The organism is Pseudorhodoplanes sp., from assembly GCF_059499825.1.
In genome coordinates this window covers 142,101-154,969 of sequence record NZ_JCABZI010000019.1, presented here as the reverse complement: position 1 = coordinate 154,969, position 12,869 = coordinate 142,101, and the positions used below count along the sequence as shown (strand labels likewise).

Genomic DNA, 12,869 nt, shown 5'->3' with positions numbered 1-12,869 from the left:
CTCGCTTAGACGCCGAGATTGTCGATCAGCCGGGTCCTGCCGAGCCGTGCGGCCACAAGCAGGCGAATGGGCCCCTCGGAGAGTGCGCCGATCTGGGCCAGCGTTTCGGCATGGCGCGCTTCGAGATAGTCGACTTGAAATCCCGCGCTTTCGATCGTGTTGCGACCGTCCGCCAGCACCTTTGCCGGCGTCTCACCGGCCTTGATCCGCGATGCGCTGTCCTTCAGCACGCGATAAAGCACCGGTGCGGTATGCCGCTCGTCGGGCGACAGGTAGACGTTGCGAGAGGAGCGGGCGAGGCCGTCCTTCTCCCGCATGGTCGGACAGCCGACGACCTTGACCTGAAGGTCGAGATCCGCAGCCATCCGGGTCACCACCTTCAATTGCTGATAGTCCTTCTGGCCGAACATCGCGAAGTCCGGCGTGACCTGCAGGAACAGCTTGGCGACCACGGTGGCGACGCCGCCGAAAAAGTGCGGACGGAACGCATCCTCAAGCCCGGCCGTCGCGGGGCCGCCAGGCAGGATCGCGGTGCAAAAACCGTCCGGATACATGGCGGTATCGGTTGGCGCCCAGACCAACTCGACGCCGAGTTTGGCGAGCGCCGCGACGTCGCTTTCGAAATTGCGCGGATAGGCGCCGAAATCCTCGGTCGGCGCGAATTGCCTGGGATTGACGAAGATCGACGCCACCACCGCGCCGGCACGCTTCCGGGCATGGCGGACCAGTGAAAAATGTCCGTCATGCAACGCGCCCATGGTGGGGATCAGCGCGATATGCTCGTGCTTCTGTCGCAATGCCGCGATGGCTTTGCGCAGAGGCGAAAGCGTTCTGACGATGATCGGCTTTCGAGCCATGAACCCTCCGCGCTTTGCCGCGACACACATGAACCAGTGCACCGTCCGGTGAATGCCGTTGCCGGACGGCCACGGATTAATGATGAACGCGCCCGGCTGCAACGAATGCTTGACCGGACTTGACGCAAAAGAAGATGATAGCGGCGGCAAGGGTGTTGCGTCATGTTGGTCCAGGCGAGCATTGGGCCCCGCAAGTCAGCGCATGTCGTCGTGGTCGGAAACGAAAAGGGCGGGTCGGGTAAATCCACGACCGCCATTCACGTCGCTATTGCGTTGCTGAAGGCGGGTCAGAAGGTTGCGACCATCGATCTGGATTCGCGCCAGAAAAGTCTGACGCATTACGTTCAGAACCGGAAGCTCTGGGCGCGTCGCGAGAAACTTCCGCTCGAGACTCCACTGCATTTTTGCATCGCGCGCTCCGAAGGGCTGCGCAATGATGAAAACGAAAACAACGAATTTACCGCCTTCGCCGAGACCATCGGTTCGGTCGAGCACACCCATGACTTCGTGGTCGTCGATACGCCGGGCTCCGACAGCTACCTGATGCGGCTGGCGCATGCGATGGCCGATACCCTGATCACGCCGCTCAACGACAGCTTCGTCGATTTCGATGTGCTCGGCACCGTCGACCCCGAAACCTACGCGCTGACCGGCACCAGCCATTATTCGGAGATGGTGCGCGATGCGCGACGCCAGCGGCGCAAGGTTGATCAGGAGGCGGCGGACTGGGTTGTGGTGCGAAACCGACTTTCGACTTTGGGTTCGCGCAACAAGCGTCTGTTGTCGGAGGGGCTGCAGGCGCTCGGCCTGCAACTCGGCTTCCGCGCCACCGACGGCTTCTCCGAACGTGTGGTCTATCGAGAGTTCTTCCCGCGCGGGTTGACCGCGCTCGACGACATCAACGAGACCACCCTCGGCACCCGCCCGAACATGTCGCATGTCACGGCCCGGGAAGAGGTGCAGGCGCTGCTCCGGGCCCTGATGCTGCCGATCGACGAGAAGGGCCGCCGCCGGGCCGCCGCGCGGGCGGAATGGTTCAGTTCCGGCGGCAAGCCTCTCGAAACCCACGACCTTCTGGACTGACCTGCGCCGTTCCGGTCGCCCCGGCTGCTGCGGCCGTCGGCCCGGCGACCAAGACCGCGCCTTGATCCCTGAATCCGTTGAGAAAATCGGTGCTGCGCTGTGTCGCGCCAGCTTGCGCGCGGCTCCGCCGGCGAACACATATATATTGCAGTGGCGGAGTCGGACGGCTCCGAGATCGCCAGAGGCCGGATGAACAAGGATCGACCCGATACCAAGGTTGCCAAGACCGATACCGACCGTCCGGTGGCATCGCGGGCCGAAATCGATGCATTCCTGTCCAGGGTGCGCGAGATGGCACCGACGGTGTCGTCGGGGCAACGCGGGCGGCTGGTCTTTGCGCTCGACGCCACCATGAGCCGCCAGCCAACCTGGGACGCGGCCTGCCAGTTGCAGGCCCAGATGTTTCAGGAAGCCGGTTCGATTGGCGGACTGGATGTGCAGCTCGTCTATTTCCGCGGTCTGAACGAATGCCGGTCGTCCGACTGGGTGGCGCAGCCGGAGCGGCTTGGTTCGCTGATGGAAAAGATCGATTGCCGCGGCGGCCATACCCAGATCGGCCGGGTGCTGAAGCATGTGCGCAAGGAATCCGAGAAGCGTCGGGTCCAGGCGCTGGTCTATGTCGGCGACGCCATGGAAGAGCCGATCGACGATCTGTGCGCGGCCGCCGGCGAACTCGGGCTACTCGGCGTTCCCGCGTTCATGTTCCAGGAGGGCGGCGATGCGATCGCCGAGAATGCCTTCCGTGAGATGGCGCGGCTGAGCCGCGGCGCCTATGCGCGTTTCGCACCCGGTGCGGCGCAGGAACTGGCCGAATTGCTGCGTGCGGCGGCGGCCTATGCCGCAGGCGGCATGAAGGCGCTGACGGATCTGTCGTCGCGGCGCAGCGGCGGCGCGCAAAAGCTGCTACGGCAGATGAGCTGATTCCGGGCGAAGCGACACATGGGTCCCATTATCCTCGGCGTTATCGTGCTGCTCGTCGCGGTATGGGCGATGTATGGCTTTCAGCGCGTCGATCCGAAAATCGCGGCGCAGGTGGTGCGCAAGAGCGGTGGCATTGCGGCGCTGGCGGGCGCGGCCTTCCTGACCGCGCGCGGCCAGATCGGTCTGGCCGTGCCGCTCGGCTTTGCCGGGATGTCGCTGCTTGGCTGGATCCCGGGCATGGCAAGCCTCGGCAAGCGCATGAACAAGAGCACCGGTCAGACCTCGCAGGTCCGCTCCGACTTCGTCGAGATGGAGCTCGATCACGACACTGGCGCGATGCGCGGACGCATCCTGAAAGGCCGTATGGAGGGCGTCACGCTCGATGCACTCGACGTTCCGGCGCTGATGTCGCTGCTGCCGGAGATCGACGAGGAGAGCCGCGCGCTATTGATGGCGTATCTTGACCGCCGGGAGCCCGCCTGGCGTGAACACGCGGATGCGGGTTCGGCAGCGGGGCCGGGACATGTCAACAGCGGAAAAATGACGGAAGAGGAGGCCTATCAGATCCTTGGCGTTGAGCCGGGAGCGAGCGCCGCCGATATCGGCCGTGCGCATCGTGCGCTGATGAAGAAACTCCATCCCGATCAGGGGGGCTCGACGTATCTCGCGGCGCGGGTCAATCAGGCCAAGGATCTTCTTCTCAAACGCCATCGCTAGTCACCCCACACAACGCACGCTTACGGTTACGCTCAGTCCAATCAGTTCCTCGTGGCGAAGCATGCCATGTTATTCTTTTGCAATTCTTTACAGGCCTGGTCGGCGGCGCTTTCTTTCAGTCCGGCGAACCGGGCGCGGTAATAGCGCTTGTCTTTCTTCGTGAAGATTTCGGTGTAGGGGGCGGCGCCGCGCAGCAGGTTGCCGGCCTTGCTCTGCGCCATGGCAAGCTTCTCGCGGGCCTCGTCGCGATCCCCGAACGCGCCAACCTGGATCACCCAACCGCTCACCCGCGGCTTGCTCTCGGCCGGCGTCGAACCGGCCGAGATGGTCCCGGTGGGCTCGCGGGACGACGCAGCGGCAGGTGCCATCGGTGCTACCGATGCGGTCACGGTTCGCTGGGCCGGCGGCTGCGACACATCTTTCGAGGACAACACGCCCAATACGCCCGGGCGAGAGCCCGGCGGCGGGGGCGGGAGAGCATCCGCGTTGCGGCCATCGGTTTCCCGCTGCGGAGAGGCCGGCGCACCAGCAACAAGCGCGTTGCGTCCGGTGATCGGTTCAGGCGACAGCATCGACATGGCGGCGACGGTTTTGGACATGCCGGCCTGAACCGAGAAGGTCCGGACGAGATGCGGTTTGATCGGCTCGGTCGAACCGGGAACCGGATGCTCGACCTGCGCGGGCGCAGCGCGGGTCTCGACCGCGGTGGGCGTGAGCGAGAGCGGTTCGCCCCGGGCCGGTGTGGCAGAGGCCACCCTGGTCGGCTTTTCCGCAGGCGCGGCCTGGGCAGGCAACGGCTTCGGGAACGGCGAGGCTTGCGGCAGCGGCGGCGAGGCTTCGGCCACCTCGACGATCTTGGGCGCGGTGCGCTTGACCGAGGCGAGCATGACTTTCTGCTCGATCAGGCTGCGCATTCTTGCATCGCGCGATCCGGCGGAGGTGCCGCCGAGAACCACTGCGACGATCCGTCGGTCGCCGCGGTCGACGGCGCTGACGAGATTGAAGCCGGATGCGCGGATGTAGCCGGTCTTGATGCCGTGCACCCCCGGGACACTTCCCAGGAGCCGGTTATGGTTTGACATCCGCACGCCGCGATAGACGAAGCTCCGGGTCGCGAAATACCGGTAATAGCGCGGGAAGCGTTCCTGGATCGCAAGTCCAAGCAGCGCCTGGTCGCGCGCGGTCGTGACCTGTGCGGGATTGGGCAACCCATTAGGGTTCCTGTAGACGGTCCGTGTCATGCGCAGCGCGCGGGCCTTGCGCGTCATCAACCTGGCGAAGTCTTCTTCGGATCCGGCGAGATGCTCGGCGATGACCACGGATGCGTCGTTGGCGGATTTCGTCACCAATGCCTTGATCGCATCCTCGACCATCAGCGTCTGGCCTGCGCGAACGCCGAGTTTGGTCGGCGCCTGGCTCGCCGCGTTGGCCGAAACTTCCATCTGGGTATCGAGTTTGACCCGGCCTGCCTCGAGCTGCTCGAACAGCAGATACAGTGTCATGATCTTGGTCAGCGAAGCCGGGTGGCGGATCGCATCGGCATTGGTCGAATGCAGCACGTCGCCCGTGTTGGCGTCGACCACGATATCGGCATAGCGCGCGTCGGAGGTCGAGGTCGCCGCGACACTGCGTTTGACGGATTTGCGCTTGCTGCGCGCGTCAGCGTCTGTCGCCGACAAGGATAGGGCTGCAAAGGCGATGGCCAGCACGGCAACACCACAACGCAGCCCGAACGAGGCCTCGGTCGATACGCGAAACATGGTCAACCCGTCTTCCCGCTCACTGGGGCGCATGAGCGCCCGATTGATGTCCCCCTAGGGCGGTCGAACGATCCCGGCCGCGTGCCGGGCGCGGCCGATAATCCACTGTCAATCAAGGTAGGAGCGTGGCATTTCTAAAAAGTTAATAAAATCCGATGGTTAATGAATTCGTTTGCGTTGCAAAAAAAAAGCCTTGAATTATTGTGCGGTGCAACATAATTAGTTCCGTGACGGCCAGTAACTGGCCGGAGTCGCGGACAATGCGGCCTTGCGGGCCGGCGCAAAGGGCAAATCACATGAACAACTTCGATACCAAGTCGATCGACGACTTCCAGAAATTCAGCAAGGAAAGCGTGGACGCCAGCATGAATGCGTTCAGCACGCTGTCCAAGGGCGTACAGGCGATCGCGGTCGAGAGCGCCGACTATTCCAAGAAGGCGTTCGAAGACGGCACTGCCGCACTCGAAAAGCTGTTCGGCACCAAGTCCGTCGAGAAGGCGGTCGAGATCCAGCAGGACTACGTGAAGAGCGCCTATGAAGGCTTCGTCGCGCAGGCGACCAAGATCGGCGAGCTTTATGTCGATCTCGCCAAGGAAGCCTACAAGCCCTACGAGGGCTATCTGGCCAAGATGACCCCGGCCAAGTAATCACCCGCGTTCATCCGCAGAAATGAAAAAGCCCGGCCGTTTGGCCGGGCTTTTGTATTCTGGAACGTCACGTCGGGATCGAGACGATCACATCGCGATTCTGAGCTGCGACAATTCCTTGCCGATCTGCTGGAAGACGTCGATCAGGCCCGCGCCGCTCGTGACCATCCAGAATTTGTCGCCGGACGTTTTCTTGTCGCCCGAGCAGTTTTTCAGAAGCGTCGACGTCGGGTCGCCGCCCGTGTTGACCTGCACGGCATAGATCGTGATGTCCGCGGCCTTCACATTGGCGCAGGTGCCGACGCTCGAGGACTGATACATGCGCTGATCGACCGAGGTGTTGGTGCTGGAGCCGTTGCCGTACCACCGGTCGAGGGTGTTCAAGCCGTCGGACATCAGCACGATCACTTCCTTGTACTGAAAGTTCGGGTCCTTGGCAGGCGGGGCAGGGAACGGGCCGCCACCGACGAGCGACTGCCAACCCCAGACGAGTCCGATCGGCTGGTTGGTGGCGCCCTTCGGGAAGAGCCCGTCGATCGCGGCATTCATGCTGGTCCAGTTGTAGCTGAGCGCTGTCACCTCCGGCGAGCAATTCTCGTTTTGCTCGGCCGGGAACAGCGACGCGGCAACGCTGGTGCTCGGCGTCGTCACCTTGCGGTCGTAATCGTTGCTCGGTCCCGAGGTGGTACCGCGATCGGTGATGCATCCGGTCCAGGTGCTGCGCGCCGGCGTTGCGTAGGGGACGCTGCCGTTCATGGCGAGAGCCGGTGTGTAGGTCGCGTTAGTGTTGGTCGGGCGCCAGGTGTGCTCGACGTAGCTGCCCTTGGTCTGGCAGGTCTTGCTCGAACCGCTGCCGGTACAGTTGCAGATGGAGGTGTTCGTGCTGGTGCAGGCGCAATTGCTGCCGACACATTTCGTCCATGTATTGTAGCAGCCGTTATAGACGATCCCGATCTTGTTGGATTTCTTCCCGCCGCTGTCGGTCCCGGGACAGATCAGGCCGCTGTAATTGCCGCTCGATGGCACATTGTTGACGTTCGACGTGCCCTGGGGCTGCGATACACAGCGGAAGCCGTAGTTGCTGGTACTGGTTCCGAACGGACAGGAACCTCCCTTATCGGTAGTGTACCATGAATTCGGCTTCGAGCCTCCTTCGTCCGTGTCGAGAATGATCGGCTCGGCCTCCCAATCGGTCCAGTCGAGCCAGTTGGCATTCCAGTTGCTTTTGCCGACATTGATGTTCTTGCTGAACGGTATGATCGACACATAGACGTCACCGGGATTGGTGACGGCGGTCTGCAATTCGGACAGCAGGTCCTTGGCCGCGGTCTTCAGCGCCGGCATCTTGCCGGCGCTGTTCATCGAGCCGGTGGTGTCGAGAACAAGCGAGACCCGCAGCCGCGTGTTGCCCCATTTGATCGTGACGTCGGTCCCGATGTCCATTTGCGTGATGCCGAGTACACCCGCGATCGTGGTGTTGATCTTGCCTTCGGCCTTGAGCTTCAACTCACCGCCGGGGTCGCTGGTGAATGTAGGCGTCACCTTCAGGTCTTTGATTTGGGCATTGTTCAGGTTGGCCTGAACGTAATCGAGCGCCTTCTGGTTCAACTGGGCCGGGGTCAACTTCGTGACCTCGCGCGCGAGCGACAGTGCCGCGGCGTCGATCGCGCTCTGAAGCGACGTGCGGGCCGAGTTGCCTCGGCTGTAGTCGACCGCCGCGCCAACCGCGCCGATCACCGGAATGATCGCCAGCGCAAACGTGATCATCACGTTGCCGCGGTCATCCCGACGAAACAGGCCGAACCGGGAAAGGGCGGAACGCAGGCGGGACATCATGTTCATGGGCGTACCGGTGGCTGTTGGTCAGCCTGACCTGTAAGCCACCCGCCTGAAACATCTGTAAAATGCGACCGGGAAAAGTCGTTAAAATTCGTAAACGGATACGCTCAAAATCGAATGGTGCGCGGAGCGGTAACCCCAACCGGACGATGCAACCGACCTTGGCAAGCGGCCCGCATGGATAGGCGGCACTGGCCGATTGAGCGCTGCTCGCCCCCGGTCGCCGCAACCCCTATTTCGCAATCCGCAGATTGGCGAGGTTCTGCGCGATCGAGGAGAACACGGCATTGAGTTGCTGAGCCTCGTCGACGTCATAGAACCATTCCGGCTTGGTGGCGCAATTGCGCAGCAGCGTAGCGTTGCCGTTGATCACGCGCACGGTATAGATCTTGACGTTGTCCGCCTTGGCGTTGGCGCAGACTTTCTCGGTCCGGGAATCGATCGACGATTGCGAGGTGGAGAAGCGGCTTTCGGTGTTCTGCCCGTCGGTGAGCAGCACGATCACCCGATCGAGGTCGGGGGCGGGGCCCGGCGCATTCATCGGTTCAACCGCCGAGATCGTTTGCCAGGCCCAGGCCATGCCGATTGCGACATTGGTGTTGCCGGCCGGCGTCATCGCATCCACCTTGGTGTGAAGCGCGCTCCAGTCGCTGGTGAGCGGGATCAGCGCCGTCGGGCAATTGCTCGCCTGGTGGGCGCGGAACTTGGTCGCCTGCGCGGCGCCCGGGGCGGTGTTCTGCACGTCGAAATTCTGGTCGCGATCCCAGACGCACCCGTTCCAGGTATTCCTGGAGGCGACGGTCCATGTCCGGCCAGCATTCTGGCACGACGTCTTCGTCTTGTAGGAGGAGTACGAACACGTGCCGTTCACATTCTCCCATTGTTCCCAGTCGACCCAGGACGCATCCTTATAGTTGACGCCGATATTCACGTCGGTGGCGAAGGGGATAATCGACACCTTGACGTCGTCGGGCTGCTTGGCGGCGGCCTGGAGAGTATCGAGCAGGTTATGCGCGGCGGTTTTCAGTGCGGCCATCTTGCCGCTGGATAACATAGATCCGGTGTTGTCCAGCGCGAGGGCGAGGTTCAGCCTTTTGATCCCCCAGACGATCTCGGAGGTCGCGGACACCGTAAGCTCCGAGGTCCCGACCAGGGTGGCGAAACGGGTGGGAACCGTCGCCGTCCCGATCAGCTTCAGGGTAAAGCTCCCTTGCTGGGCGGTGCTGAATTGCTGGGTGATCGTGACATTCTGTGCATCGGGACGATTGAATTGCGCGTTGAATAGCGCGGTCGCTGCGGCTGCGAGATCGCCGGCCGGCATCGTTTCCGCGCGCTTGGAGAGCATCAGTCCGGTTGAATCCAGGGCGGCCTGCAGTGCGGCCTTGGTTGCATTGGCGCGGGCGTAGTCGATCGCGGCGCCGGTGAAACCCATCAAGGGGATCAGCGAGAGGGCCAGGAACGGGGCGGCGCCACCGTCGATGCACCTGAAAAACCGCCCGGCAAGCCGCACAGCGAATCGTCCACGCAAACCTAAAGGCAACATGCCGCCGGCTCCGACACTCGGATCATTCTCACCGGCGTCACTATCTGATCTCAGACGTTGAGGAACGATGCCGCGATTTGGAACGGTTTTCGGAGCTTTTGCCGCGATTTATCCGTATTTCGGAGGATCATGGGTGCTTTCAGGGATGCTGGTGCCATCGCGCACCACTATCCCCAAGTCGTTCGCCGGCCTTGCGTTTTTGCAGGCGTCGCCTATTTCCGCCGGTCTGGCACAGCGCTTGCTCCCGCATTACTATGAGTGTGGCTGCGACCTGGCCAGAACCCGATCACGACGCGCGAAGCTGTGCGAATGCCCGAAACTGCCATGCCTTTTTCCGATCCCGTCTCGTTCCGCCTGCGTTGGTCGGGTCGCGAGCCGCAACACGCGCCGCGGATGGCCGACGACGACCGCAAGAAGCGGCAGGATTCCAACGCGCCGGGCACCGCCGTCATCACCAAGACGCGGCCGCAGACCAAGCGCCCGAGCATGTACCGGGTGCTATTGCTGAACGACGACTACACGCCGATGGAATTCGTGGTTCATGTGCTGGAGCGATTTTTCAACAAGGATCGCGAGGCTGCAACCCAGATCATGCTGCACGTCCATCATCATGGCATCGGGGAATGCGGCATCTTCACCTACGAGGTCGCCGAAACAAAAGTGACGCAGGTGATGGACTTTGCCCGCAAACATCACCATCCTCTGCAATGCGTCATGGAGAAGAAGTAGATCTGGCGTGCGGGTGCTGAAGACTTAAGTTGGGTGAAGTCCTGGTTGGACCAAGTCTTGGTTGGACGAAGACCTCAACCGGATGCAGACTGCGGGACTGATCGGTTCGGGATGCTGATCGGTTTGAAATGAAGACTACGCTGGATGAAGACCAAGAAGACCAAGTTGAATCGCGTCTTGGGGATTACGTCGTCGATGAGGGGACGCACGGCCGGGGGCGGCCACATATCAGGATTTCTTGGAACAGGATCTGTTGACGCTATTTGTCCTGTAACAAGTCGTCCTGGGGACCTTTAGGGACATCGAATGCCAAGTTTCTCGCGCAGCCTCGAACAATCACTCCATCGGGCGCTCGCGCTCGCCAACGAACGCCATCACGAATACGCAACGCTTGAGCATCTGCTCCTTGCGCTTCTCGATGACTCCGACGCAGCCGCGGTGATGCGCGCCTGCAATGTCGATCTCGACAAGCTGCGCCGTTCGCTGACCGCCTATCTCGAAGCGGAACTGGAAAATCTCGTCACCGATGGCGGCGAAGATTCAAAGCCGACCGCCGGGTTCCAGCGCGTGATCCAGCGCGCGGTGATCCATGTGCAATCGTCCGGCCGCGAAGAGGTGACCGGCGCCAATGTCCTGGTCGCGATCTTTGCCGAGCGCGAGAGCCATGCCGCGTATTTCCTGCAGGAACAGGACATGACGCGCTACGACGCGGTGAACTATATCAGCCACGGCATCGCCAAGCGGCCGGGCCTGACCGAGTCGCGTCCGGTTCGTGGCGCCGACGAGGACACCGATGCCAAGGGCGGCAGCGACGAGCCGAAGAAGAAGGGCGACGCGCTCGACGCCTATTGCGTCAATCTCAACAAGAAGGCCAAGGACGGCAAGATCGATCCGCTGATCGGACGCGATTCCGAGATCAACCGGACCATCCAGGTGCTGTGCCGGCGCCAGAAGAACAACCCGCTGTTCGTGGGCGATGCTGGTGTCGGCAAGACCGCGATCGCGGAGGGGCTGGCCCGCCGCATCGTGCATGGCGAAGTTCCGGACGTGCTCAAGAACGCCACCGTGTTCTCGCTCGACATGGGAACGCTGCTCGCCGGTACCCGCTATCGCGGCGATTTCGAAGAGCGGCTCAAGCAGGTGATCAAGGAGATCGAGGCTACTCCTGACGCGATCATGTTCATCGACGAGATCCACACCGTGATCGGTGCGGGCGCCACCTCGGGCGGGGCGATGGATGCCTCGAACCTGCTGAAGCCGGCGCTCGCCTCGGGCTCGCTGCGCTGCATCGGTTCGACCACCTACAAGGAATACCGGCAGTATTTCGAGAAGGACCGGGCTCTGGTCCGTCGCTTCCAGAAGATCGATGTCAACGAGCCCTCGGTGCCGGACGCAATCGAGATTCTGAAAGGGCTGAAGCCGTATTTCGAGGAATACCACAAGCTGAAATACACCAACGACGCGATCAAGGCGGCGGTGGAATTGTCGGCGCGCTATATCCACGATCGCAAACTGCCGGACAAGGCCATCGACGTGATCGACGAATCCGGCGCGGCGCAGATGCTGCTGCCCGATTCCAAGCGCAAGAAGACCATCGGCATCAAGGAAGTCGAGACCACGATCGCCACCATGGCGCGGATCCCGCCAAAGACCGTGTCGAAGGACGATGCCGAGGTGCTGCAGCATCTCGAGAACACGTTGAAGACCGTGGTCTACGGCCAGGACAAGGCGGTGGAATCGCTGTCGGCCTCGATCAAGCTGGCGCGGGCCGGGTTGCGCGAACCGGAAAAGCCGATCGGCTGTTACCTGTTCTCGGGTCCGACCGGCGTCGGCAAGACCGAAGTCGCCAAGCAGCTTGCGTCCTCGCTCGGCGTCGAGCTGATCCGCTTCGACATGTCGGAATATATGGAGCGTCACACCGTCTCGCGGTTGATCGGTGCGCCTCCGGGCTATGTCGGCTTCGATCAGGGCGGCCTGCTCACTGACAGTGTCGACCAGCATCCGCATTGCGTGCTGCTGCTCGACGAGATCGAGAAGGCGCATCCGGATCTGTTCAACGTGCTGCTGCAGATCATGGATCACGGCCGGCTGACCGACCACAACGGCAAGCAGGTGTCGTTCCGCAACGTAATCCTGATCATGACCACGAATGCGGGCGCCGCCGATCTCGCCAAGGGCACCTATGGCTTCACCCGCAACAAGCGGGAAGGCGACGACATCGAGGCGATCAACCGTTTGTTCGCGCCGGAATTCCGCAACCGTCTCGACGCGGTCATCACCTTCGCGCACCTGTCGGAGGACGTGATCTCCAAGGTGGTCGAGAAGTTCGTGATGCAACTCGAGGCCCAGCTGGCCGACCGCAATGTCACGATCGCGTTGTCCGACGAGGCGTCGCGCTGGCTGATCGCCAACGGCTATGACGAACTGATGGGTGCCCGCCCGATGGCGCGGGTGATCCAGGAGAACATCAAGAAGCCGCTGGCCGACGAGGTGCTGTTCGGCAGGCTCAAGGATGGCGGCCACGTGAAGGTGGTCGTGCAGAAAGACGAGACCGGCCGCGATGCGCTGGGCTTCGAATATCTTGAGGGCCCGGTCACCCCGAAGCCTGAGAAGCTGCCGCCGGAGCGCGCCAAGGCCAAGCGCAAGCCGCCGCAGCGCAAGCCGAAGCCGCCATCTGGCGGCAGCGGCGGAAAGGGCGGGCCGGGCGGTTCCGACCCCTCGGGCCGCGGCTCGGTGCCGAAGGTGCCGCTGGTTAAGGCCTGATTGCATCGAA

10 protein-coding genes are annotated in these 12,869 nt (G+C 62.4%); 6 read left to right on the top strand and 4 right to left on the bottom strand.

All coding sequences use genetic code 11. The features are described 5' to 3' along the window. Positions 1-5: 5 nt before the first annotated feature. Positions 6-857 carry a pantoate--beta-alanine ligase gene (gene panC / locus AC5I5I_RS23580; RefSeq protein WP_495977195.1) on the bottom strand — a complete coding sequence of 284 codons (852 nt, stop codon included), beginning with the start codon at positions 855-857 and terminating at the stop codon, positions 6-8. Between the two features lie 162 nt (positions 858-1,019). Between panC and AC5I5I_RS23575 the strand changes: the two genes are divergently transcribed. The 3 genes from AC5I5I_RS23575 (at position 1,020) to AC5I5I_RS23565 (ending at position 3,578) form a co-directional block, all read left to right on the top strand. Then, positions 1,020-1,940: a division plane positioning ATPase MipZ gene (locus tag AC5I5I_RS23575; protein ID WP_495977193.1), complete on the top strand. Its 921-nt coding sequence runs from the start codon at positions 1,020-1,022 to the stop codon at positions 1,938-1,940. A gap of 189 nt (positions 1,941-2,129) precedes the next feature. After that, the gene (locus tag AC5I5I_RS23570) at positions 2,130-2,861 is read left to right on the top strand and encodes a vWA domain-containing protein (RefSeq protein ID WP_495977191.1); all 732 of its coding nucleotides are present in this window, start codon (positions 2,130-2,132) and stop codon (positions 2,859-2,861) included. 18 nt (positions 2,862-2,879) lie between these two features. Then, complete coding sequence (locus tag AC5I5I_RS23565) at positions 2,880-3,578, top strand: DnaJ domain-containing protein (RefSeq protein WP_495977190.1); 699 nt, start codon at positions 2,880-2,882, stop codon at positions 3,576-3,578. A 41-nt stretch (positions 3,579-3,619) separates the two neighbouring features. Here the strand turns inward: AC5I5I_RS23565 and AC5I5I_RS23560 are convergent, their stop codons facing one another. Further along, positions 3,620-5,338 carry a serine hydrolase gene (locus tag AC5I5I_RS23560; RefSeq protein ID WP_495977188.1) on the bottom strand — a complete coding sequence of 573 codons (1,719 nt, stop codon included), beginning with the start codon at positions 5,336-5,338 and terminating at the stop codon, positions 3,620-3,622. Between the two features lie 296 nt (positions 5,339-5,634). On the opposite strand from AC5I5I_RS23560, the gene AC5I5I_RS23555 reads away from it, so the two are divergent. Then, positions 5,635-5,985 carry a phasin family protein gene (locus AC5I5I_RS23555; RefSeq protein WP_495977186.1) on the top strand — a complete coding sequence of 117 codons (351 nt, stop codon included), beginning with the start codon at positions 5,635-5,637 and terminating at the stop codon, positions 5,983-5,985. Positions 5,986-6,072: 87 nt separating this feature from the next. Here AC5I5I_RS23555 and AC5I5I_RS23550 read toward each other — a convergent pair whose 3' ends face one another. Beyond that, positions 6,073-7,752, bottom strand: coding sequence for a pilus assembly protein TadG-related protein (locus tag AC5I5I_RS23550; RefSeq protein ID WP_495977184.1), 1,680 nt, complete (start codon positions 7,750-7,752; stop codon positions 6,073-6,075). A gap of 304 nt (positions 7,753-8,056) precedes the next feature. Then, positions 8,057-9,367, bottom strand: coding sequence for a vWA domain-containing protein (locus AC5I5I_RS23545; RefSeq protein ID WP_495977182.1), 1,311 nt, complete (start codon positions 9,365-9,367; stop codon positions 8,057-8,059). A gap of 393 nt (positions 9,368-9,760) precedes the next feature. Between AC5I5I_RS23545 and clpS the strand changes: the two genes are divergently transcribed. Both clpS and clpA read left to right on the top strand, forming a co-directional pair. Beyond that, a complete protein-coding gene (gene clpS, locus AC5I5I_RS23540; RefSeq protein WP_495977180.1) occupies positions 9,761-10,096 on the top strand; it encodes an ATP-dependent Clp protease adapter ClpS in 336 nt (111 codons plus the stop codon). A gap of 306 nt (positions 10,097-10,402) precedes the next feature. After that, positions 10,403-12,859, top strand: a complete 2,457-nt coding sequence (gene clpA, locus AC5I5I_RS23535; RefSeq protein WP_495977178.1) for an ATP-dependent Clp protease ATP-binding subunit ClpA — start codon at positions 10,403-10,405, stop codon at positions 12,857-12,859. The last annotated feature ends 10 nt before the right edge of the window (positions 12,860-12,869 follow it).

What these genes read in the sequence shown, in the direction of transcription:
- AC5I5I_RS23560 (WP_495977188.1), bottom strand. Translation starts at nt 5,338, where the DNA reads ATGTTTCGCGTATCGACCGAGGCCTCGTTCGGGCTGCGTTGTGGTGTT.
- AC5I5I_RS23565 (WP_495977190.1), top strand. Translation starts at nt 2,880, where the DNA reads ATGGGTCCCATTATCCTCGGCGTTATCGTGCTGCTCGTCGCGGTATGG.
- AC5I5I_RS23555 (WP_495977186.1), top strand. Translation starts at nt 5,635, where the DNA reads ATGAACAACTTCGATACCAAGTCGATCGACGACTTCCAGAAATTCAGC.
- panC (WP_495977195.1), bottom strand. Translation starts at nt 857, where the DNA reads ATGGCTCGAAAGCCGATCATCGTCAGAACGCTTTCGCCTCTGCGCAAA.
- clpA (WP_495977178.1), top strand. Translation starts at nt 10,403, where the DNA reads ATGCCAAGTTTCTCGCGCAGCCTCGAACAATCACTCCATCGGGCGCTC.
- AC5I5I_RS23545 (WP_495977182.1), bottom strand. Translation starts at nt 9,367, where the DNA reads ATGTTGCCTTTAGGTTTGCGTGGACGATTCGCTGTGCGGCTTGCCGGG.
- AC5I5I_RS23575 (WP_495977193.1), top strand. Translation starts at nt 1,020, where the DNA reads ATGTTGGTCCAGGCGAGCATTGGGCCCCGCAAGTCAGCGCATGTCGTC.
- clpS (WP_495977180.1), top strand. Translation starts at nt 9,761, where the DNA reads ATGGCCGACGACGACCGCAAGAAGCGGCAGGATTCCAACGCGCCGGGC.
- AC5I5I_RS23550 (WP_495977184.1), bottom strand. Translation starts at nt 7,752, where the DNA reads ATGATCACGTTTGCGCTGGCGATCATTCCGGTGATCGGCGCGGTTGGC.
- AC5I5I_RS23570 (WP_495977191.1), top strand. Translation starts at nt 2,130, where the DNA reads ATGAACAAGGATCGACCCGATACCAAGGTTGCCAAGACCGATACCGAC.